Consider the following 22,384-nt stretch of genomic DNA (forward strand, 5'->3'; position numbering starts at 1 on the left):
TCCTGAGTTAACCGGGGGATGCCCCGCTCTGCAAGGAGACGGCGATGGAGCTGCTCACGATTCTTTCCCGCACCTTCTTTGATTTTTCATCAATGAGGGAAGTACTGCCGCAGATGCTGACCACCGGGCTGGTCAACACGGTGATTATCTCACTGGCGGCGACGCTGCTCGGCACGCTGTTTGGCCTGCTGCTGGCGCTGATGGGCATCTCGCCCTCGCGCTGGCTGCGGGTGCCTGCCCGGCTCTATACCGATCTGTTTCGCGGTCTGCCTTCCATTCTGACCATTCTGCTGATTGGTCAGGGTCTGGCGCGCTTCAGCTATCAGCTGTTCGGCCCGACACCCTATCCGCTGGGGATCTTCGCCCTCAGCCTGATCGCCAGCGCCTACATGGGCGAGATTTTTCGCGCCGGTATCCAGAGCGTGGAACGCGGCCAGCTGGAAGCGTGCCGTGCGCTGGGGATGAGCTATGGCCGGGCCATGCGACGGGTCATCATCCCACAGGGGATCCGTCGCGTGCTGCCCGCCATCGTTAACCAGTTCATCGCCATCATCAAGGATTCGTCGCTGGTCTATCTGCTCGGCCTGATGACGCAGCAGCGTGAGCTGTTTCGCGTGGGTCAGGATGCGGCGGTGCTGACCGGCAACCTGTCGCCCCTGATGCTGGCAGGACTCTTCTATCTGATGATCACGGTGCCGCTGACGCACATGGTCAACTATGTCGATGTGCGCTACCGCACCGGACGCCGTCGTCTGACGGCCCCGCAAAGCGGTCTGAAAGAGGTGGATGAGGTCAGACCGTCCGGCGGCGCCGTTCTGGTCACTCACCCCCGGATGGGAGGCAACCATGAATAATCTGAATGGCGCGAGCTGGCGCGGCGCCAGCCTGGAGCTGCGCAATCTGACCCTCGCCTATGGCCCGATTGAAGTGCTGCGTAAGGTCTCCCTGCAGGTGGCCCCCGGCACCACCACCTGCATCATCGGGCCATCGGGATCGGGTAAATCGACCCTGCTGCGCGGTATCAACCGGCTGCACGAACCACAGTCGGGGGATGTTTTGCTGGCCGATCGCTCCGTGCTGCGCGACAAGCCTGATGCGCTGCGGCTGCGGATTGGCATGGTGTTCCAGCACTTCAATCTCTTCCCCGATCACACTGCGCTGGAGAACGTCGCCCTCGCCCCCTGGTGTGTCAAAGGCCTTCCTAAGGCGCAGGCGATGGCGATTGCGCGTCAGCGGCTGGAAGAGGTCGGTCTGGGTCAGCGCGCCGACCACCGGCCGCGCGATCTCTCCGGCGGGCAGCAGCAGCGGGTCGCGATAGCCCGGGCGCTGGCGATGGACCCGGAGGTGATGCTGTTCGACGAGGCCACCTCCGCGCTTGACCCCGAACTGGTGAAAGGGGTCCTGACGCTGATGGCGGATCTCTGTCGTCGCGGCATGACGATGGTGGTGGTGACACATGAAATGGGCTTTGCGCGCAAAGTGGCGGATCAGGTGGTGTTTATGGACGAAGGCGAGATTGTGGAAGCCGGGCCGCCAGACGCCATTTTTGACGCGCCGCAGTCGCCGCGCCTGCAACGTTTTCTCTCTGAAGTGCTGTAACTGAGCAAGGAACCTGACAATGGCGGTAAAAACTGAAATGAAGGTGGTGGTACTGGGCGGCGGCGTGCTGGGCGTTTCGACGGCGCTGGAGCTGACAAAACGCGGGGCGGCGGTGACGCTGGTGACCGAGGCGGAGGTCTGTTCCGGCGCGTCGGGACGTTCACTCTCCTGGCTCAATTCGGCGGGTGAGCGCTCCCGGCCCTATCATGCGCTGCGCATGGCGGGCATCGATCGCTATCGCACGCTGTTTGCGCAGCACCCTGACCTCGACTGGCTGCGTTTTGATGGCGGACTTTGCTGGTTCAGCAACGATGCGGCCGGGACGCAGGCGCGACACGCCTATGAGAAGGCGCACGGCTACGACTCTCAGCTCATGAGTGCCGATAACGTGGCGCTGGCGGATGCGACGGTCGATCCCGATGCGCTGCCGTCGCAGGCGATCTTTAATCCGGGTGAAGGCTGGGTCAGCCTGCCGCACCTGGTGGATTATCTGCTGAACCAGTTCCGGTCACGCGGCGGCGAAGTGATCGAACACGCCGGTAAAGCCGCCGTGATCACCGACCAGGGCCGGGCCTGCGGCATCCGCAGTGACAAGGGGGAGATGCGGGCGGATGCGGTAGTGGTCGCCTGCGGCCCCTGGACCCCGGACGTGATCGCCCCGCTGGGCGTGACGATCCCCAATGGTTCGCCGGTCTCGATGCTGGTGATCACGGAACCGGCCGGGCATCAGCTGAAAGCGGTGCTCAACACCCCGCGCGCCGCCATCAGACCGAATCCCGGCAACCGCTACGCGTTGGATCATGACTGGTATGAGGCGGATATCCAGCCGCTGGCCGACGGCGATTACCATATTGATGAACATGTCGTGGCCACGCTGGCCGCGGAGGCGAGCCGGCTGTTACGCGGCGACGAGCCGCTCAGCGTGCAGAGCTGGAAGATTGGCCTGAAGCCGATTCCGGGCGATGGCGATCCGGTGCTGGGTGAACTGCAGAAGGTGCCGGGCTGTTATGTGGCCTTCACCCATTCGGGTGCCACGCTGGCGCTGATTGTCGGCGAGCTGCTGGCGGAGGAGATCGTGACCGGTGAGAAGCATCCGATGCTGGCCAGTTTTGGGGCTGAGCGCTTCGGCTGAAAAAAAGCCGGTCATCACGACCGGCTGATTATTTTAGCCACGGAAGAAGATATCACCCGATTTCCCCATGACGATTTTGCCGGTGTCATTGGTAATCAGGATGTAGTTGGCGTTGATGTAGGCCCAGTGGGTGTTCTCCTGCGGGGCCGGCAGATTGCGTTTCTGCCACTCAACGATAGTGTAGGTTTTATCCGTGTACTTCTCTGGCACCGTGTCACCGATGTTGTACTGTTTGTAGTCGATGATGATGGTGCTGAGATCGTAATTCGGACGCGCACTGTTGGCCGTTGACGGCGTGGTAGGCGTCGTCGGCGTAATGCCATCGTTAGACGGTGAGCTGGTCGGTGCCTGGCTCTGCGCGGCACCGTTGTCCGGCTGGGCGCTGCCTGCACCAGACTGCGGCTGGGCATCCGGGTTAGCGGGCTGGATCTGCGGCGGAGGCGGAACGCTGTCGGTTGCTTCGCCAGCCGCCTGAACAGCAGGGATCAGGCTCAGTGAGCCAACCAGTAATCCCATTGATAAAAGTACACGTTGAGTCCTGCGCATAATGATTTCCACGTTGAATTTTGACAGTCAGGCTAAATTTATCGCACTTCAGTTCCGGCGCGATGACGCTATGTGCCAGGCAACACAGCGCAATTCACTTTATGGCGCCCTGGTCAGCGGTAACGGATCGCTGTGCGACCACTTTATCCTGAGTTGCCAGATCGACCAACAGCGCAATGCCTAAATAGTTACTCCAGTTAAAACCGTTCTGCAGCACCACAATCGCGTTACCGTGACCTTTATCGTAGCCGATAAAACTCGCGTAGCCGCCGATGTAGCCCACCTGATAGGTGATCGGCTGCCCTTCTGTTGTCTCGGTGACCCAGGCGATATTCTGCGTCTGTGCGCCCTGCCGGTACCAGGCACGGTTCACCGCCGCAAACGCCCTGTCCCGTTCTGCATCACCGGTGGCCGTTAGGTGCGCGCGCAGATAGCGACTCAGATCGCGCGCGCTGCTGTAAAGGCTGGCCGCCGCCACCATGTTGCCGTGAAAATGCCAGTCAGGCGTCAGCGCGCCACGGCGGATAAATTTCGGCTGATCGCCGGCGTGGCCCAGCGCGCGCCACGGATAGCCCGCCAGCGTTTCCGGCTCAAAACTGCTCTGATCCATCTTTAACGGGGCGAAGATAAGCCGGGACGCCAGCGTCTGGATATCCTGATGAAAGCGCTCGCGCAGAATGAAGCCCAGCAGCGCATAGCCGAGGTTGGAGTAGCAAGGCCTGCGAACCGCCGGAGCAGAGAAATCCGCCAGGTAACTCAGCACGCTATCGCTGTCCAGATTGCCGTAGAAGTTCTCGCCCGTGCCGAGATAGCGGATGAACTGGTGCAGCATCGGCAGATCCATATCCTGCCGCGGCAGACCGGAGGTATGCGTCACCAGCTGCAGCAGCGTGATGCGGCGTGCGTCACGACTCAGCGGCACGCCCGCGGGCAGCAGATCGGCCAGCGTGTCGCTCCAGTGCAGTTTGCCCTGATCCACCAGCTGGATAATCACCTCGGCCGTCACGCCCTTACTCAGCGATCCCAGCGCAAACAGGGTGTCCGGGGTCACCGGATAGCGATGCACCCGATCGGTGACGCCAAATGAATAGTAGTGCGTTGGCTCATCATGATGGATGACGGCAATGCTGATGCCAGGAACCTGCTTCTGCTGCATGTAGTGCTGCACGATGTCATCGACATTTTCGTTGAAGGTGGCATGCGTCAGGTAGACACGATCGCTGACCGGGGCGGAGGTTTGCGACAGGGTGCCACAGCCGGTCAGCAGAACGATCGCCGCAGCGATCCCGCAGGGTCTGCCGATCCGCTGAGCGACCTGAGCCAGCCGTCGGAGGCAGAACGCAGCGATCCGGCTGCCAGAAAATTCCTTTTTCATAAAGTAATCATTCAGTTAAGTAGAGTTATCGCGCAGCAGGCTGGCCGTAGCGCAAAAAGGTACCATAAAGTGCGGCGGGCTATCGCCTGCATAATGGGGTAAAAGGGGGGTTAAACGCAGGTTAACCCTGCTGATGCCGGACAGCGTTAGCTGTGTTGCTGCCCGCAAGGGTGTACACTGCTGCGGTTTTAAGGCTCAACGCCGCGCTGAAATTTAGATATGCCCGGGAGGCAACCGCATGAAAGAAGGCCCACTGACCGAAAAAGAGCTGCAATGGCTGGAAGATATGCTGGAAAAGTATGGCAGCGAAGCGTCGATTCTCGATGTCTCCGAACTCGATGGACTGCTGACGGCGATCCTCTCCGGTCCCGTAACCGTGGAACCCAGCCAGTGGCTGGTGGCCCTGTGGGGTGGCGAGAAACAGATTCCGAAATGGAGCAACGAGCGCGAAATGACGCGCTTTATGTCGCTTTGCTTCCAGCATATGAATGACGTGGCAGACCGCTTAGCGGAATTCCCGGAGCAGTTTGAACCGCTGTTTGGCATCCGTGAGATGGAAGGACTGGAGTTTACCGTGGTGGAAGAGTGGTGCTTCGGCTATATGCGTGGCGTCGCACTGACCGACTGGTCGGCGCTGCCCGCGGATCTGCAGCCTGCGCTGGACGCTATCGCCCTGCATGGCACCGAGGAGAACCTCGAAAAGCTCGACGCCATGACACCGGAAGAGATGGAAGCCAGCATCGAAGCTATCCGCCCCGCTGCGCTGGCGCTGCACGATCACTGGATCTCGCAGCCCGAGGCGGTGCCGGTACCGCAACAGCCGGTGACCGTCGATAAGCAGCCCGGCCGCAACGATCCCTGCCCGTGCGGCAGCGGCAAAAAATATAAGCAGTGCTGTCTGCATTGATCGCTGAAAGGGCTGAATACACAGCCCTTAATTAATAGCTGTAAGTCGCCTTAATATAACTTCTTATATAAATCAATTTCGCCTCGTGTATTTAGCGAATGTGCAAAATTTTTCCTTTACTTTTCGCAGCAGAAACATGATCTTAATATACCATCAGAAAGGAATACAGATTTTATTTAAGCCAGTAACATATTAGGGACGTAGCATGGCAATATTGAGGAAGTTAAAGGACATTAGTAGGAAAAATAGGTTAGATCTGATTTTTCTTTTGACGTTTATGTCAGTCATCGGCTTTTCAGGACACCGTCAGGCAATAAGAGAAATCGTGGGTTCAATTGGCATAGTAGTCGTGATCTCATCTGTTATCTTTCTACCTCAGCGAGCGCTTGATATTTGTAATTTTTTTATATTTCAATACCAAGACCGCAAATTAAAAAAAATTGCAGGAATATTTACTCTTTCATCCTGGATTTCCTTCTTATTAGGCTACATGATACTTCCATTTGGCTTCTTGATTACAGGTCGTCTTTTCCTTTTGGCTTTCATTCTATTAACTATCATTGCTAGCATCCTGACATTTTATGATTTAGAGCAAAGTGGCAACATTCATATCCGAAAAGGTCGATTAGTACTTTGGTTTTTGTTACCTATATTTTTTATTTTTACAAACTCTCTGGCATCCAGCTACTTCACCCAAATAAGTGCGTTAGACATTTCGTCTGTTCCATACACAGAGTTTGCATGGAAGTTTGTCTTTTCAATTATGACCCTTACATTGTTACTCCAACCAATAAGTTATGGGATATTCATTACCCAAACAGATAAAACTCAGGGGTATCAGAGCGCAACTTTACTTGCTTTATTACTGTCCGCCACATTTATGATGGTTGCGATTCCTCATTGGAGTTCAAACATTCTTGCGTCGGTTCTGGACCATGCTACTCGATTTGAATGGCGTGATGAAGTCATGTGTGGAACTTTGAAAATAAAAAGAAATGATGAGCATTATTTCGGTTTCAATAGCGATAAATATACGGTCTATTTCTCTAATTCTGACTACTGGGGATTTTACGAGCTAAAATGTGTCAGGGATCAATACAATAATGATACCTTCAGACTATTTCCGGTATACATTAAAACACGTCGCCCTTGGTTTAATCACTAACACATTGTTCTTTCATTTTGCAATTCGAAGATTACTACTGGCGTATTGTATTTTCAGTCTCATGCTAAAATTTATTTATATGAAATAATCTTAAAAAGTTAGCAGATTTTTGTTTTTTATGTGCTATAGAATAATGTGATCAAGCTGCTCTGCTTCGCCAACATCTTTCTTTAAGTGGTGAGTATCGGCATCGATCAGGGGTGAACGGTTTATGCCTTTCAGGAGCTGAAGTTCTCAAAAGAATTTTCGATACAGGGCTTTACCCTGTTTAAAGCAGGCGCGCTGGTGGAGACATTGCTGTAGGGCTGGTTATCCGATCTGGCCTTCGCCTACCTGATTGGCGATAGCTTTGCCAAGCTGGGCCTGGGCATGATCGCAGACGGCACACCAATCTTCGGCCTGACCGGCTGGGCAGGTACCTTTGCCGCACTCGATACCGCCGCTATCGCCTGTATCTGTCTGATGGCGATGGTCGCAGTAATGGAGGAGCGCAAGATTCGCCGCGAGAAGCGACTGCAGCGGCTGAAGATGGCATAAAGATGTTATCGGGCCCGGCGGATGCCGGGCTTTTTTTGTGCCCAACCCGTCACAGGACTCTGTTTGGCTTTTGCTGACTCAATTCGCCGTTACGCTTAATGCTTGCAAACAGGCTGGAACAGGCATTTTATCCTCTCCTCTTCAATTTTATTTTCTTCCTGACAACGTAATAACAGGCAATCGTTAATAGCAGATTTGATGCCAGAAACGCTGCGAGATTTAATGATGAAAAAGCCTGTTCATCCGGGAAAAAGGATGAATAAGGCAGCGTTCGAAAAAGCAGCCAAAAGATAAATGTGAACAAAAAGATTTTCCCCAACCGACGCAACGTTGAGAAAGCCCACTCTTTAGCAAGATAACCTGGCCTTATCCTTCGCGTAACGCCGTTGAAAAAAGTGATGAACACACTCATAACAGGCACGCTGATCAGGGTATTAACTAAAATGCTGATGTAGTCCCTTAATGATTCCCGGACCTCCGGGTCAGGCTCACCCAGAATAAAACGAGTCAAAACCTGAGCGTTATGAAAATTAAATGATGCTGTTAAAGCGTTCACTCCCCCCTCATAGGGAACCGCTTTAGCGACAAGCAGCATAATTACAGTAAACAACGCTATCCTGATAAAAAGATTAAAGGCACGCTTTGCCATGAGCAATGACCTTAATATTTTCATAAACCATTAGCTCCTTCATACAACAACCCTCTCTCTATTGCATTCTCAATGGTGCATTACGTAAGAGACCCTATACACAAACTTTCCATGCAGGGCCATAAATAATTCCCCCCTGCTTTTTCTCTACCCTATTCTTTATCAACCAGGCGGAAGAATGATTTTTTCTGTAGTTTTCTGATTTCAATGCCTGACACAACTGAGAGGCATGCCCCACCTCTGAGGTTGCCTGAAGCATCAACGTGCGGCTTCAGGCAACCGATGAGAGCAGATAAAAACGCTCCCGTATTCAGAGGCTGATGCTTTCGCTGGTGTGCCACCTGCCGCATAGCTGTCCGCCATCCGGCAAATCTGCCCGTCGCCATCACAATGACCATCACACCGCAATCAGCCTTCTCCCTGACCGTTCATCTCGTCTCTGTTATTCCAGAACCCGCTGTCAGGTGGTCAGCCAGCCCCCCGGGTTGTGGCCATGTTTTAATATTTACAGGGTCTGGTGCCTTTGCTTAGATGATAACTCCCAAAGGCGAATAACTGATTAAGCGGAACCTGAAGATGATGAAGGCGCTGACAGAACGGCAACTGACCATTATGCGACAGCTTATTTCTCATAACAGTTATGTGAGCCTGCGCGCTATTTCAGAAAAAACGGCCATCACGCCAAGAACGTTACGCCGCGACATTGCCGATATTAATGAAAAACTCGCTGACCAGGGGATCACACTGAGCGGTAAAAGTGGGAGAGGCATCACAATTAAATTTGCTGACGCCACATCCGAAATAGCGGCCCGACGAATTTTTTCTGCAGAGGTGGACGATTTCAGCAGTAACGTCAGAATGCTGAAAATAGCCTCCGATCTGTTAATGCTCTCACCCCGAAGTTCGTCAATCAGTGAGCTGGCCGATAAATATTTTATCAGCCGCGCATCAATAGTGAATGATTTAAAAACATTAGATGCCTGGTTACATCAGTTTAATTTAACGTTATTAAAAAGTCGTACCGGCACCAGCATTAAAGGCAGTGACCAGAATATTCGCCTGGCGATGAAAGCGCTGGTCTTAAAATCGATTTACAACCGCCAGGACATGATGGAGAGCCGCCTGGATGAAAGCACGCTGCAGGAGCTTTCAGAGAAGTTTGGTCAGCAGGCTGTCCATTTCACCCTGCAGCTCATCAATTTTATTGAACAGCAGCTGCACTATACGATAAGCGATCCTTACTACATTAATCTGTTCACCCACGTTCTGGTGCTGATTCACCGCAGTCACTCACCGATGCACAGCCCGGACGCCCGCGCCGTGGTCATGAACCGGGTCAGCGACCCGCACGCCTGGCAGGTTTCACTGGCGGTCATAGAGCGTATCGAGACGGCTTACAATACGCTGCTGGTCGCCGAGGAGGCGCACTCCATCTATCAGTATCTGGTGTCGTCCGGTAAAGCGGGCGGCGATGCCGATCGGCACGATGACGCGCTGATTTCAGAACGGGAAACCCGCTTTGCTGCGGCGCTGATCGACCGGGTGGCGCAGCGAATCAACATCGCCATCACCACCGATCCGAAGCTGCAGGCTTCGCTGACTTCACACATCAAGCCGATGCTGAACCGCCTCAGATATCACATCCGGATTAAAAATCCGCTGCTGCACGATATCCAGACCGAACTGGGCACCGTGTTCGCCGCCGTCAAAGCGGTGATCCGGGAGCTGACGCAGGAGTATCAGCTGGATGAAATCAGTGACGATGAGGTGGCCTATCTCACCGTGCATATTCAGGCGGCCATCGAAAACAGCATTAAGGTAAAGCGGGTGCTGCTGGTCTGCTCCAGCGGCCTGGGCACCTCGCAGCTGCTTTACGGACGGATCCTGCGCGCCTTTCCTGACTGGCAGATTATCGACATTGTGCCCGGTAAAAACATCGCGGACTCCCTGAAGCGACAGGCGTGCGACGTGGTGATCTCGACTATCCGGCTGGAACCGCTGGAAAAGCCGGTGGTGTATGTCTCCGCCCTCTTTTCGGCGAAAGATATCGCCAGGGTTACCGAATGTCTGGTATCGAACTCAATTAATTAATGATGGAGAAATAAAATGACGACAGCCGTGGCGATTAATGAAGTGCTTAAAGAAGAGTGCATTATTCTCGATGTCGATTGCCAGACCAAAGAGCAGATTATTTCTCAGCTGACTGACCTGCTCTGCCAGACCGGGGCGGTCACGGATAAAGCCGCTTTTCTGAGAGATGTTTATCTGCGCGAGGAGTTAGGCTCAACCGGATTTGAAAATCATATTGCCATTCCGCACGGTAAATCGGCTGCGGTCGTTAAAACCCGGATTGCCGTCGGACGCCTGCGCCAGGATATTCCCTGGGAGACCATCGACGGCACCCGGGTGCGGCTGGTGATCCTCTTCGCGGTTAAAGAGTCCGATAAAGATGTCGGCCATATAAAAATGCTCGCCAGAATATCCATTGCCCTCGGTGACGAAGAGGTGGTTGAACAATTACTGAATACAGAACACCGCGAAGAGATGTTTCATTTACTCCTGTCCCGCTCGGGAGCCTGAATAACAGGGAGAGCGTGACAAAATAAAACAGTAAGGAGGTTTGCAGACAGTCGCCATCCATCAGTCGTTAAAAAGATAAAAATAAAATCGTTTCCTTTTACCGGAGAACGTTTATGAACATTATTGCCATTACCGCCTGTCCTACAGGTGTTGCCCACACCTACCTTGCCGAAAGTAATTTAAAAAAAGCGGCGAAAAAACTGGGGCTGAATGTATTAGTGGAAACCCAGGGTGCCATAGAAAGCGAATATATTCTCAGCGACGATGATATTCATCAGGCTGACGTGGTGTTGATTGCCGCAGATAAAAAAGTTGAGATGGCACGCTTTCAGCATAAAAACGTGATTGAAGTGCCCGTCACTCGTGCGGCGAAAGATGCGGAAGGTCTGTTAAGCGCCATCGTGAATGGCGAGCTGGCACCGAAGCTGGTCGAATCTGCGTCACCGACCGGCGCTGCGGAACCGGCTTCTGCGGCCAGAGAGGCGTCGGCTTCCCGCTCCTGGGCGTCGGAGATTTATGTCCACCTCATCACCGGTGTGAACCTGATGATCCCGTTTGTGGTGGCGGGCGGCATTCTGATCGCGCTGAGTTTTTCCTTCGGGATTACGGCGGCCACACCAGGGGACGCACATTTCAGCCCGATAGCGAAGATGCTTTCTGACATCGGCGGCGGCTCCGCCTTTGCCCTGATGCTGCCGATTCTTGCGCTGGGCATCAGCCAGTCGATCAGCGGTAAAGCGGGCATCGTGGCAGGGGCCGTGGGCGGGATGATGGCGATCCACACCGGCTCCGGCTTTCTCGGTGCGCTGATTGCCGGCTTCCTGGCGGGCTATATCACGCTGCTCATCAACAACCATATCCACCTGCCCAAAGCGGTCGCCGGGCTGAAGCCCATTTTAATCGTGCCGCTGCTGAGCGTGCTGCTGACCGGCGCACTGATGGTGCTGCTGATTGGTGAGCCGATCAAGATGCTGCTCGGCTGGCTGACCGCCTTCCTCAGTTCGCTGGGTAACACCAATGCGGCCATTCTGGGCCTGCTGTTCGGCATGATGGTGGCTTTTGATATGGGCGGCCCGCTGAACAAAACCGTCTGTATGTTTGCGATTGGCCTGATGTCGAGCGGCATTTATGGCCCGATTGCCGCCTGTATGGCGGCGGGCATGGTGCCGCCGCTGGGCATCGCGCTGGCGACCACCCTCTTCCGCCGCAAGTTTACTGAGCAGGAGCGGGAAACCGGCAAGGTAACCTACATCCTCGGCCTCTCCTTCATTACCGAAGGCGCGATCCCGTACGCGGTCGCCGATCCGCTGCGCGTCATCCCGGCGATTGTCGCGGGCTCCGGCTTAGCGGGCGCGCTGTCGATGATGCTCGGCTGCGCGTCCCGCGCTCCACATGGCGGCATCTTCGTCATCTTCATTCCTAACGTGATCAGCAACGTCATGGGTTATCTGTTTGCGATTGCCGCAGGCAGTCTGCTGACGGCGCTGATTCTGTTGTTCCTGAAAAAAGATATCTCTCTTCCTGCAAAACAAGGATAAAACCTATGCTTTACAACATGAAAGACCTGCTCAGCGTGGCCCGGCAGCATCAGTTTGGCGTGGGCGCGTTTAACATCGCCAGCGCTGAGTTTGGACGCGTGGCGGTTGAGACGGCCGAGCGACTGGATTCACCGCTGATTCTGGAGATCCACCCTGATGAGATGGCGTTTACCGGCCCGGAGTTCATCGGCTATCTGCGGACGCTGGCGATTCAGGCGCGGGTGCCGGTGGTGATCCATCTGGACCATGGCCGCACGCTGGAAGAGGTGATGAAAGCGATTTACGCCGGTTTTACCTCAGTGATGATGGATGCCTCCTCGCACCCTTTTGAGCAGAACATTGCGCTGACGAAGAAGATTGTGGAGATCGCCCACGCGGTGAATGTCTCCGTGGAAGCGGAGCTGGGCACCATCGGGGTGGCAGAAGGCAGCGGCGAAGGCGGCAGTAATGAGATTCTCTATACCGATCCGCAGCAGGCTGAGACCTTTGTGCGCGAGACCGGCACCGACACGCTGGCGGTCGCTATCGGCACTTCGCACGGCCTCTACCCTAAAGGCAAGCAGCCGAAGCTGGATATCGAGCGTCTGCAGCAGATCCGGAAGGTGGTGGATATCCCGCTGGTGCTGCATGGCGGTTCGGGTAATAAAGACAGCGAGGTGGCGGAGTCGATTCGTTATGGCGTCGGTAAGATCAACATCTCCAGCGATATGAAGAAGGCGTTTTTTGTGGCGCTGGAGCAGGAGCTGAAACAGGGCGGACACGAACCCAATGCGCTGTTTGTAAAACCGATGCAGGCGGCGGGTGAAGTGGTTGCGGCGAAGATGGCGCTGTTCAGTTCGGTGGGGAAAGCGGCGCTGTACCGGTAAGGGGTTGTGTGGTGGATGGCTGGGATGAGGTTTAGTTACTCTGCGGCTGAAACGTCAGCGGGCGGCGCGGAAAGAATAGCGCAGCGTTTATCCAGTAGCGACTCAACGGACGCCCGATTGCCCTTATCCCAGCCGCGCCGGGTAGTTAGCACGATAAACCCTTTTTCTCCCGAGAACGTCGTCGGGATGAGCGCCACGCCAGACTCCGCCAGCTGCGGCGAGGAGAGATGGAAATGGCGTGCCACGGAGGAGACAGGATAGATCCCCATCGCCGTCGGCTGTATGACGCGACGGGCATAGTAGGTGTGATTCAGCAAACGATCGGGTAAGGGTCGCCAGTCATCATGAATAAAGGGGCGCTCGGCCTGAAGCTGACGATAGACATCTTCCCGCAGGCAGGTCAGATGAATATGCAGTTGGTTCTGGCTGCGGCCATAAGCGGAATTGAGCGCCATGCCGAGCCGATCTTCAGGCACGGTAGCACCATAAGCCGCCATCAGACGATAGCGCATTAACCAGGCGTAGCCGAAATAATCGGGACGTCCGGGTCGTGATAGCGCAATGCTCTCGATGCCTGACATCGCCACCGTGGGCACCAGAATAAAGTGCAGCCTGTGACGGGGATTCTGGATGATGCTGTAGCCCTGAGTGTTGTCCTGCGGCAGATAGATTTGCTGGCAGGGTGCCGGATCGCGACGGTAGTGGTAGTTATTCATGCAGAGGTCATGCGTGACCGTCCACAGCGCATCAGAGCGGGCGCATCCTGTGAGCAGCAGCGCGATGACCAGCGACAGAGGCAGGCATCGCCACAACGATTTTTCGTTCAGTGGATTGCGTCCGGTCAGGAGACTCAATGCAGGTACAACCTCATCAGCAGGGGTTCATATTGGGGAGTGTTTATCTGAATGGCGAATCAGCATTCAGCATCAAGAAAGAGATGCACTAACCTTTTGCTTCAAAAGCTTCAGGAATTCTGCAGGCGTCGTTTCCCATAAGTCTGTAGAAAATTCTTCGCCATAGCGGCTTTTGAAGTCCTCCTCCAGATTGTCACATTCCCTTATAAACTGCTCAATATCGCCAATCAAGCCATGCCGGGAAGCAGCAGTGGAGTCTGCAATCCATGCGTTGATTTGAGCATCAACACTCTCACCACTACCGAACAGGTCATAATCCTGTCCAAAATAGATGGCAATGAGGCTGTCCAGTCCGGCTATATTCATGTTTTTCAACTTTGTATCCCGGGGCTCAGTTAGTGAGAATTTTGGTCAACTCGATCTCGCGGGTAGCAGGGTTAACGTACAGATAAAACAGTTGCCCATCCAGCTGATCAGGCTTTGCCCATATTTCCTTCTCCCCCAGACTGCGCTTTTGCTTCACGTATCCCAGCTTTTCGAGATAAGCACGTAGTGAAGCCGTATCTGTAGCGCCTTTGAATAGGATGCTATTTGAAGGGGAATAGCCGTCTCCAGGGTGAGACTCGAAGTAGAACTCGTTAGTTATACGCGGTGCTTTTTCGATATCGGGGTCTGTCAGCATATGGTAGTTAAAAAAATCATTTTCTTTATAAACAGTCGCCTCATCAGAGCCCGATGCAACCAACCAGACAAACAAGCCGCCACAAACAAGCACGGTAGCAACCATAACCGCGGACCACTTAAACAGGTTTTTCATTGCTTCGTCCCTATGAATGAGAGTGATGTCCCATCACTGGTAACGACCCTAACGACTCCAGATGTGAAGTCGTTCCAAGGCCTGAGCCAGGTCATAAAATGCGGAAGATTTACCTGATAGGGCTGGTGTCGCACACATTGATCATCTGGGTCAGGAAAAAGAATCGGACGGAATCCGTGATTTTTATGGGAGCCGATAGCTCCGTAGTGATCCCAGCGGCGAACAGCTGAATCATAGCTGACTGGCTTGAGACGATAGCCATACCGACCCGGTATGATAGCCCGATAAAATCCGAACAGATCGGACACCAAATCTTCACCACTAAAACCGCTGTCTGTATACCAAGAAAATGACCTCAGACTTTGCAGGCCTTCAAATCTGGATGCGGTGTTCATCATCATCGCCAGCATGATTCTGTTTATCTCATCGGTGCTCCGGCCTCGCTTAATTTCCCAGTGAGAGAATTTGCCAACACCAAATCGCGATTTGAACTTAAACACTCCCATATCCTGCCGATACATGACTGAATATGATGGCTTGCCGCTGCGCTCGCCCTCAACGAACTGACGCCTCAGTGCAGCAACGTCATTGCCACGAGCATGGCCCATGTCAATCCAGCCCAACACTTCGGTGTAGACAATGCCTCTGTCGAGTACGTCAAATGATGCTCCATCCTTAATTTCTCTTCTGGTGCTCATACTTACATCTCCTTATGTAGTTCGCCCGAGAATGGTATAGCTGATTTTTCAGGCAGTCCAGACAGGAAGCAGTTTTCATTAGCCTGCTTCTGGTTAATTATTACTCCATTCGCACTACATGCCGGTTCAGGCTACAAACGCAAAATCAATTGGCTATGACGGCGATGAAATCAATCTTTCCTCAGGTATAAAAAAACATCCTTGGTAGTAGAGCAGCAGGGACTGAACCAGAGCAGATATGAGCCTAATTCAATTTTTATCATCAATTTACTTCGGGCTGTAAGTGAATCCGTTGCGGCAGAGATGGCACTGTTTAGTTCGGTGTGCAAAGCGGCGTTTGTACCGGCAGGGAGATTATGTGGAATGGACTGGCCAGTAGTTGAGATTTGTAGAGGCGCCATTAGTCAGTATCTTTTTTTAGTTTGGGCAAATCTTAAGTTGAACTGGCAGAGCTTATGTAGATAAGAAAATACAACGTTAAAGGTAGTCCAGATAAGGTGTTTAAATGGGCAGGTGAAACGTTCCTAAAACGTTACGCTTAAAATTTAGTCATTTAGGTAAGTCTTTGTATTAAATAAGTTAAATTGCATAGCCGAATCAACAAATCATCACCAAAAAAGCGAGCAACCTACGTAAAAAAAGATGACAAAAGCCCATCAAACGTTTATTTTTACGTAACGCGAATACGACATCCAGGTAACAGATGTATGGCCAATTTTGATACGGACTATTGCTACTCTTTCCCCGCCGTCAGAGGAATTCAGGCAGGCAGACCCTTTTATATCGCTACCTGCCCAATGCGTATAATTCCCAAAATTTTCAGTTTTGACGAAAATGAAGTACCGCCTGAGTTGCGAGCACAAAGAACACTTAATAAAGCCCGCATACCTGAAATGGTCCGCTACTTACTTGAAAATCCTGATGATTATGTTTTTTCAGCTCTTACTGCTTCCATTGCAGTTGATGTGCAGTTCGATGAGTATTCGGGTTCCAACAACTTAGGGACTTTGCGTGTGCCCATGGAGGCACAAATTTTAATCAATGATGGACAGCATCGCAGGAAGGCGATAGAAGACGCACTAGAAGCAAGGCCAGAGTTGGGACAAGACAATATTCCTGTCTTATTCTTTGTTGATGAAGGACTTAAACGCAGTCAGCAGATGTTTGCTGATTTGAACAAATATGCCATCAGGCCAAGCCCCTCTCTTGCTACACTTTACGACCACAGGGATATCAGTTCGAATCTATCACGATATCTGGCTATGAATATCGAGCCTTTTATCGGACTAACTGAAATGGAAAAATCCAGTATCAGTAAGTTTTCAAACAAACTCTTCACCTTAAGCAGCATCAAGCAAGCTACGCGTTCTCTGCTGGGAAAAGAACCCAAAGCCAATGATGTTGAGCAGTGCTCTGACCTTGCGGCCCTCTATTGGCAAGCAATATTTCAGGTCATGCCAGACTGGCAATTAGCTGCAAAGAAAGAGGTCTCTCCTGCTCAACTTCGTCAGGAGTATGTCCATGCACACGGCATAGGACTCCAGGCGCTGGGTCTACTGGGCCATTGCTTGCTTTCAGAGCACCCTGATTCATGGCAAAAAATAATTTGTGCTCTTAGGGATTTCGACTGGCGTAAAAGTAGCCCAGAGCTAACCAAACGTGCGATGCAACATGGTAAACTCAGTAAGACGACAGCATCTATTCAGCTTACCTGCAATGCTCTTAAAATCGCCTTATCACTTCCCCTTTCAAATGAAGAACAAGAGCTCGAAGCTCAAATGGTTATCTCATGAGTAAACTGATTCAGGCCCACGATCTGGCCGATTACGAAGATTTCATCAATCAGGAAAATTTTGCGGGGCGGCCCCTGGCAGAATACGTATCTGAAGTACAACGTATCTATTGTGCCGATAAGCGTCCGTGGGTGATTGGTTACAGCGGGGGTAAAGATTCCAGCGCTGTTATTACTTTGGTATACCTCGCCCTATTGGGACTATCGCCTGCAATGCGACATAAAGAGGTGTTTCTGGTTTCGTCTGACACATTGGTAGAAACGCCAGTCGTAGTAGATTTGATCAAGAAAACCATGCAACGAATTGAAGCCGGTGCAAAACGCGCCGGGCTTCCCATCACTCAGCATGCTGTCATGCCCAAGACTCACGAAACCTTCTGGGTGAATCTGCTGGGTAAAGGCTATCCTGCCCCTACCCGTAGTTTCCGCTGGTGCACTGAACGCATGAAAATCAATCCGGTGAGCGATTTTATTAAAGATAAAGTCAGCCAGTTTGATGAGGTTATCGTTGTACTAGGCTCACGCAGCAGTGAAAGTTCATCCCGTGCGCAGGTCATAGCCAAACACAAAATCGATGGTACACGCCTGGCGCGGCATACCACTCTTGCAAATGCTTTTATCTATACCCCTATCGATACATGGGACACTGAGGATGTCTGGAAATTGCTTAGGGGCGCTTTCCGCTATTCTCCAGATGATATTGATGAGTGGGAAAACCCATGGGGGGGTAACAACCGACCGTTGTGGACATTGTATATGGATTCTTCAGCGCAAGGTGAATGCCCTCTTGTGATCGATGACAGTACGCCATCTTGCGGGAGCTCACGCTTTGGATGCTGGACATGCACTGTGGTTACAAAAGATAAAGCAATGGAAAGCCTGATCCAGAATGGCGAAGTCTGGATGTCTCCATTGCTTAAATATCGGGATCTTCTGGCATTCACAACCGATCCTGCAAATAAAGATACTTACCGAAACTATAAGCGCCGAAGCGGCAAGGTCAGTTATCAATACGCTAAAGAAGGCGAAGAAGTAAGCGCTGAACGTAAGCATGTTCCAGGACCTTACTGGATGAAGTATCGTCAGCAATGGTTGAAAAATTTATTGGAAATTGAGCGAGATATGAATGCCCAAGGCCATACCATCACGCTTATCACTGAACCTGAACTACATGCTATCCGCCAGGAATGGTTAAAAGACCCGAATGAGCCCGATTGGTATGATGCCCTGCCGGGTATCTATCGGGAGGTCTACCAAAAAGACTTGGATTGGGTTATAGACGACCAGTCAAGATTTGATGCCAGTGATGCTGATTTGCTAATGCAGATATCTCAAGGATTTGATGTTGAACCTGAAATGGTCATGAAGTTAATCGAACTGGAAGTATCGATGGAAGGCCTGAGCCGACGTCAGGGCATCTTTGACAAGTTAGGCACCATCCTGAGACAGGATTGGGGCAGTCTTGAAGAAATTAAGCTGCAACAAGAAGCATTACAGAAACGAAACGATCGGGATATACATCAGGGCGAAGTTGCTCAGTTAGAAGCCGAACTCCAGATACTGCAGCGAAGAATTGCCGAAGTAAGTGACTCGTCTGTGCTTACCAGTGAGGAAAAAGAACATGTTAATTAAACAGCTGGTTTTGCATAATTTTAGAGTCTTTAAAGGTGAACACGTTATTGAATTAGCGCCAAGAAAACGCCAAAACGATTCTAATCCACGCCCGATAGTTTTATTTGGTGGACTAAATGGTGCTGGGAAAACATCAATTCTATCGGCTATCAGAATTGCGTTATACGGCAGACTGGCATTTGGTTCCTCAACTCAACAGCAAGAATACGTTGAGGAGCTTGGTGCATTAATTCATAACGGTTTCACTACTGGCGAAAATCAGAGTGAGGCATCTATCGAGCTCAGCTTTACTTATAATAAAGGTGGTTATGAGGCTGAATTCACCGTTACACGCTCGTGGAAAAAAGGCAAAAAAGACAAGCTTTCTCTCCAGCAAGATGGCCTACCTCTGAATGAACTGGATTATGATCAGTGCCAGGGATTCCTGAATGAGTTAATTCCACATGGAATTGCCGATCTGTTCTTCTTCGACGGCGAAAAAATCGCAGAGCTTGCTGAAGACGACTCAGGAAGTATTCTACGCACAGCGGTCAGACGTTTATTAGGTTTAGATCTCATATCGAAACTTCGAAATGATTTGATGATATTTGTCAAACGTCAACAAGCAAGCCAGCTAGAAGTTTCCAAACAGCAAAAGCTTTCTGATCTTGAAGAGCAGACTAAGCAGTATTCATTGCAGACAGAGCAGCTTTTAGAAAAGGCTGATTTTGCAAAAATGCGCATTGATTTGCTTACGAAAGAAGTCATGCGATATGAATCCCTTCTGAATGCAGAAGGTGGTGCTTTTGCCCAGACTAAAACACAGGAAAAACAGAAAGTTGATACGCTATTAAAAGAAAAAGATCGTCTAGAAAAATCTCTGCGTCATGAATGCGATGGCTCATTGCCCTATGCTTTAGCACCAAAAACTTTGGGCCGTTTGCTGGAACAAATAGATAAAGAGATAAAAATTAAGCAAGCAAGTAATTTTGAAAAAGAATTGAATGAATTCCTCTTACAGCTAAAAAATGATATTTCCTTCCGTTCAGGTACGACAGGACTTATTGCTGCCGAAGCAATTGAGGATAATTTAAAAGATTACTTAGCTAGTAAACCTAAAGGAGAGTTGTTGTTTGACATTTCAGAAAGAGAGGCTGGAATGATTGAACAGTCAATCGAGCAGGACAGTAAGAAATCCTGGGAACGTTTTGACCTCTATCGTAACCAGTTAGCGGAAGTTGAAGAGCAGCTAGAGCAAGCGGCAGCAAACATCGCGCGTGCGCCTGAAGATGATCAGCTCACAGATATATTTGAAAAACTACGAGAGCTTGACCGTCAACGCGAGAGTAAACGGCAGGAGTATCGCTCGCTTCTTGAAGAGGCTAAGCAAATCAAACAGCAGCAGCTTGAATGTGCTCGTCAGGTTCAAAAAACACATGACTTGGCTCGTAATCAGCATAACTCCGACAGTGCGTTTAATAATGCGCAAGAAACAATCAACCTGCTTGATCGATATAGCGAACTTTTAACAAAAGCCAGGGTGAAAACGTTATCAGTCAATTTTGGCGATGCCTATCGTAAACTAGCACGTAAAGAAGATTTACAGCTCAATGCACATATCAACCCTGAAACATTTGATGTCGAATTGATCGATGAAAAAGGCACAGTAATAAATCGTAAACTTCTCTCCGCAGGAGAAAAACAGATCTATGCGATTGCCATACTTGAAGCTCTTGCAAAGACCTCTGGTCGTGATTTGCCAGTAATTATTGATACACCCTTAGGCCGTTTAGACTCACAGCATAGGGATAAATTAATTAATCATTACTTCCCATACGCAAGCCATCAGGTTGTATTGCTTTCTACAGATACAGAGGTTGATGAGCGTTATTTTGTTGATCAATTGAGAGATGACATCTCCCATGCTTATGAAATCGTCTTTAATGCGAATACCAAGTCATCCATTTTAAAACCAGGGTATTTCTGGGAATTAACAAAGGAGGCAATTTGATGCTCCCTAATAGAATGCAACTTAGCCGACAAACAGAAGACCAGCTAAAAAAATTAAAAGTTTATACCGGAATCACTCCCAATATCGCTGCGCGTTTAGCATTCTTTCGCTCGGTAGAAAGTGATTTTCGCTATTTAGCAGAAAAAGATAGTAATAAACTTGATGGCTCATTAGTGCTGGATAAAATTACTTGGCTGGGGTGTACCCTTCAAGCTACGGAGCTAATTTTGAAAATGCTTTATCCAGCTTTAAAAGATAAAGAGATTATTAATGCTTGGGCAGCACATGTACAGGATGGTATTTCGTCATTAAGAAGTTATAAATGTTTAAATGATTTTGCGAATGGGATTTAATTACATGGTATATAAAATAATTTCTATAGAAAATATGCAACCAAAAAACACCAATTCAGAACTCACATTTACGAATATATTTGTAGGAGATACTCAAAACGCAAAGCCCCCTTTACTCCTTGGCTTTCAACCTACTGAAATTTCAGCTTTAGGTGCAATGCTCACCACTTGCGTTTCACTTTTTTTAGCAATTCATACAATAAAAAAATATAGTACAGATAAACGTGATGAAAAAAGATCTAAAATATTAGAAGAAAAACGCCTTCAAGCTAAAGCAGCCCAAGAAAAGATCGAAAATTTTTATGGTCCGCTTAATGCTTTATTGGAAGAGTCTAGGTTAATATATGAGCATTTTGCTATAAATGAAAAAGAAAAAAGTATAAATTCAGGAACTCATTTTCGAACGTTACCTCATCTCATAAAAATCAATAGTATGAAAACCAACGCCTTCGATGACCATGACAAAGAGTTATTGTCACAAATTACCGCTATTTCTGATACTATTGTCAAACTTATTGAGACAAGCTCTGGTTGCGTCGATAACCCCGAGCTCCATACATTATTAGGCAAATTAATTGCGCATTACAGAATATTCAAGTGTGCGGCTGATGGCAAGTTAAACAGAAATAATTCAAATTTAGATGACATTGTCTTTCCGTTAGAAATCAATGGTGCCTTAGAAAATGAGATAAGGAAAATTAAGAATATAATTAACTATCACGTAGAAAATAAAAAACAAAAAAAAGTAAATAAGTCTATCGATTTTTACAACAAAAATCATATTATCTATTACAAAAAAACTTATTCGATTGATATGGGTGATATATACTCCAGAGTCAGGAATAGATTTAAGAGGGGAGGCTTTGTTTTAGATGCAGGTTGTGGTGTTGGCAGAGATACACAGTACTTTATAAAGCATGGTTATAAGGTAACTTCATTTGATGCTTCCCAGAAAATGGTTGATATGTGTAACCAATATCCTTTTGCTTTTTGTGAGTTACTCAATTTTAATGAAATCGATTTTCCTCCAAAATTTGATTTAGTATGGGCTTGCGCCTCTCTGCTGCATTTAAAAGAATCTGAATTTAAGCAAGCTATTTATAGGCTTTATAAATCCATGCGACATGGTGGAATAATTTACTTTTCACTAAAAAAGAATATTAACGTTGATAAGCAAAGAGACTTCTATTATTATGACGAAGAAAAAATAAAAAATTTATTTATCGCAGATTTGAAAATGTCGCGGGAAGATTTTTGGGAAACAGCATCCACCATGCCGGGAGCTAGCGACATATTCGTAAATTATATATTTAGAAAGCAATAAGCTAAGCCATATAACAAGCCAGACATTCTC

The 22,384-nt window shown here is 49.9% G+C and carries 21 protein-coding genes and 1 pseudogene; 15 read left to right on the top strand and 7 right to left on the bottom strand.

Features of this window, described 5'->3' with window-relative positions:
- Positions 1-44: 44 nt before the first annotated feature.
- Genes OXR04_RS08990 through OXR04_RS09000 form a run of 3 tightly spaced genes read left to right on the top strand, consistent with a single transcriptional unit; the run spans position 45 to position 2,731 of the window.
- The gene (locus OXR04_RS08990; protein WP_009092289.1) at positions 45-854 is read left to right on the top strand and encodes an amino acid ABC transporter permease; all 810 of its coding nucleotides are present in this window, start codon (positions 45-47) and stop codon (positions 852-854) included.
- Positions 847-1,599 (top strand): amino acid ABC transporter ATP-binding protein, encoded by a 753-nt coding sequence (locus tag OXR04_RS08995; protein ID WP_009092290.1) that lies wholly within the window; start codon positions 847-849, stop codon positions 1,597-1,599. The genes OXR04_RS08990 and OXR04_RS08995 overlap by 8 nt, the downstream gene beginning before the upstream one ends.
- Positions 1,600-1,618: 19 nt before the next feature.
- Complete coding sequence (locus OXR04_RS09000) at positions 1,619-2,731, top strand: FAD-binding oxidoreductase (RefSeq protein ID WP_267369774.1); 1,113 nt, start codon at positions 1,619-1,621, stop codon at positions 2,729-2,731.
- Positions 2,732-2,764: 33 nt separating this feature from the next.
- On the opposite strand, the gene OXR04_RS09005 is transcribed toward OXR04_RS09000, so the two are convergent.
- Together OXR04_RS09005 and OXR04_RS09010 are read right to left on the bottom strand one after the other, a co-directional pair.
- On the bottom strand, positions 2,765-3,277 hold the full coding sequence (locus OXR04_RS09005; protein ID WP_033736413.1) for an RcnB family protein: 513 nt from the start codon (positions 3,275-3,277) through the stop codon (positions 2,765-2,767).
- Positions 3,278-3,371: 94 nt separating this feature from the next.
- Positions 3,372-4,652 (bottom strand): serine hydrolase domain-containing protein, encoded by a 1,281-nt coding sequence (locus OXR04_RS09010; protein WP_267369773.1) that lies wholly within the window; start codon positions 4,650-4,652, stop codon positions 3,372-3,374.
- A 238-nt stretch (positions 4,653-4,890) separates the two neighbouring features.
- Between OXR04_RS09010 and OXR04_RS09015 the strand changes: the two genes are divergently transcribed.
- The 3 genes and pseudogenes from OXR04_RS09015 to uhpT form a co-directional block, all read left to right on the top strand.
- Positions 4,891-5,559: a YecA family protein gene (locus OXR04_RS09015; protein ID WP_046101153.1), complete on the top strand. Its 669-nt coding sequence runs from the start codon at positions 4,891-4,893 to the stop codon at positions 5,557-5,559.
- Positions 5,560-5,764: 205 nt separating this feature from the next.
- Entirely contained in the window at positions 5,765-6,724 is a 960-nt protein-coding gene (locus tag OXR04_RS09020; protein ID WP_267369772.1) for a hypothetical protein, read from the top strand.
- A gap of 102 nt (positions 6,725-6,826) precedes the next feature.
- Positions 6,827-7,261 (top strand): annotated as a pseudogene (uhpT, locus tag OXR04_RS09025) (hexose-6-phosphate:phosphate antiporter); the annotation flags it as partial.
- Positions 7,262-7,388: 127 nt separating this feature from the next.
- On the opposite strand, the gene OXR04_RS09030 reads toward uhpT, so the two are convergent.
- A complete protein-coding gene (locus OXR04_RS09030) occupies positions 7,389-7,910 on the bottom strand; it encodes a hypothetical protein (protein WP_267369771.1) in 522 nt (173 codons plus the stop codon).
- Between the two features lie 579 nt (positions 7,911-8,489).
- On the opposite strand from OXR04_RS09030, the gene OXR04_RS09035 reads away from it, so the two are divergent.
- The 4 genes from OXR04_RS09035 to OXR04_RS09050 all read left to right on the top strand — a co-directional run bounded on the left by OXR04_RS09035 (position 8,490) and on the right by OXR04_RS09050 (position 12,894).
- Positions 8,490-10,001 (top strand): PRD domain-containing protein, encoded by a 1,512-nt coding sequence (locus OXR04_RS09035; RefSeq protein ID WP_267395090.1) that lies wholly within the window; start codon positions 8,490-8,492, stop codon positions 9,999-10,001.
- A 15-nt stretch (positions 10,002-10,016) separates the two neighbouring features.
- Positions 10,017-10,490, top strand: a complete 474-nt coding sequence (locus OXR04_RS09040) for a PTS sugar transporter subunit IIA (RefSeq protein ID WP_052722456.1) — start codon at positions 10,017-10,019, stop codon at positions 10,488-10,490.
- Between the two features lie 113 nt (positions 10,491-10,603).
- Positions 10,604-12,028: a fructose-specific PTS transporter subunit EIIC gene (locus tag OXR04_RS09045; RefSeq protein ID WP_111207669.1), complete on the top strand. Its 1,425-nt coding sequence runs from the start codon at positions 10,604-10,606 to the stop codon at positions 12,026-12,028.
- A gap of 5 nt (positions 12,029-12,033) precedes the next feature.
- Positions 12,034-12,894, top strand: a complete 861-nt coding sequence (locus OXR04_RS09050) for a ketose-bisphosphate aldolase (protein WP_009092306.1) — start codon at positions 12,034-12,036, stop codon at positions 12,892-12,894.
- 35 nt (positions 12,895-12,929) lie between these two features.
- Here the strand turns inward: OXR04_RS09050 and OXR04_RS09055 are convergent, their stop codons facing one another.
- From OXR04_RS09055 to OXR04_RS09070, 4 genes are all read right to left on the bottom strand, one after another.
- Entirely contained in the window at positions 12,930-13,706 is a 777-nt protein-coding gene (locus tag OXR04_RS09055) for a CDP-diacylglycerol diphosphatase (RefSeq protein ID WP_267369851.1), read from the bottom strand.
- Between the two features lie 114 nt (positions 13,707-13,820).
- On the bottom strand, positions 13,821-14,114 hold the full coding sequence (locus OXR04_RS09060) for a contact-dependent growth inhibition system immunity protein (RefSeq protein ID WP_267369849.1): 294 nt from the start codon (positions 14,112-14,114) through the stop codon (positions 13,821-13,823).
- Positions 14,115-14,139: 25 nt separating this feature from the next.
- Positions 14,140-14,565, bottom strand: a complete 426-nt coding sequence (locus OXR04_RS09065) for a hypothetical protein (protein ID WP_267369769.1) — start codon at positions 14,563-14,565, stop codon at positions 14,140-14,142.
- Positions 14,562-15,263, bottom strand: a complete 702-nt coding sequence (locus tag OXR04_RS09070) for a hypothetical protein (RefSeq protein ID WP_267369768.1) — start codon at positions 15,261-15,263, stop codon at positions 14,562-14,564. Before OXR04_RS09070 ends, OXR04_RS09065 begins: the two co-directional genes overlap by 4 nt.
- 707 nt (positions 15,264-15,970) lie before the next feature.
- Here OXR04_RS09070 and dndB point away from each other — a divergent pair.
- Genes dndB through OXR04_RS09095 form a run of 5 tightly spaced genes read left to right on the top strand, consistent with a single transcriptional unit; the run spans position 15,971 to position 22,354 of the window.
- Positions 15,971-17,056: a DNA sulfur modification protein DndB gene (dndB, locus tag OXR04_RS09075; protein ID WP_267369767.1), complete on the top strand. Its 1,086-nt coding sequence runs from the start codon at positions 15,971-15,973 to the stop codon at positions 17,054-17,056.
- On the top strand, positions 17,053-18,687 hold the full coding sequence (dndC, locus tag OXR04_RS09080; RefSeq protein WP_267369766.1) for a DNA phosphorothioation system sulfurtransferase DndC: 1,635 nt from the start codon (positions 17,053-17,055) through the stop codon (positions 18,685-18,687). Before dndB ends, dndC begins: the two co-directional genes overlap by 4 nt.
- Positions 18,677-20,677, top strand: coding sequence for a DNA sulfur modification protein DndD (dndD, locus tag OXR04_RS09085; protein WP_267369765.1), 2,001 nt, complete (start codon positions 18,677-18,679; stop codon positions 20,675-20,677). The genes dndC and dndD overlap by 11 nt, the downstream gene beginning before the upstream one ends.
- A complete protein-coding gene (gene dndE / locus OXR04_RS09090) occupies positions 20,677-21,030 on the top strand; it encodes a DNA sulfur modification protein DndE (protein ID WP_267369764.1) in 354 nt (117 codons plus the stop codon). Before dndD ends, dndE begins: the two co-directional genes overlap by 1 nt.
- Positions 21,020-22,354 carry a class I SAM-dependent methyltransferase gene (locus OXR04_RS09095; RefSeq protein WP_267369763.1) on the top strand — a complete coding sequence of 445 codons (1,335 nt, stop codon included), beginning with the start codon at positions 21,020-21,022 and terminating at the stop codon, positions 22,352-22,354. Before dndE ends, OXR04_RS09095 begins: the two co-directional genes overlap by 11 nt.
- Positions 22,355-22,384: the final 30 nt, after the last annotated feature.

The sequence above is a fragment of the Pantoea sp. GM_Pan_3 genome (assembly GCF_026541045.1).
GTDB lineage: Bacteria > Pseudomonadota > Gammaproteobacteria > Enterobacterales > Enterobacteriaceae > Pantoea > Pantoea anthophila.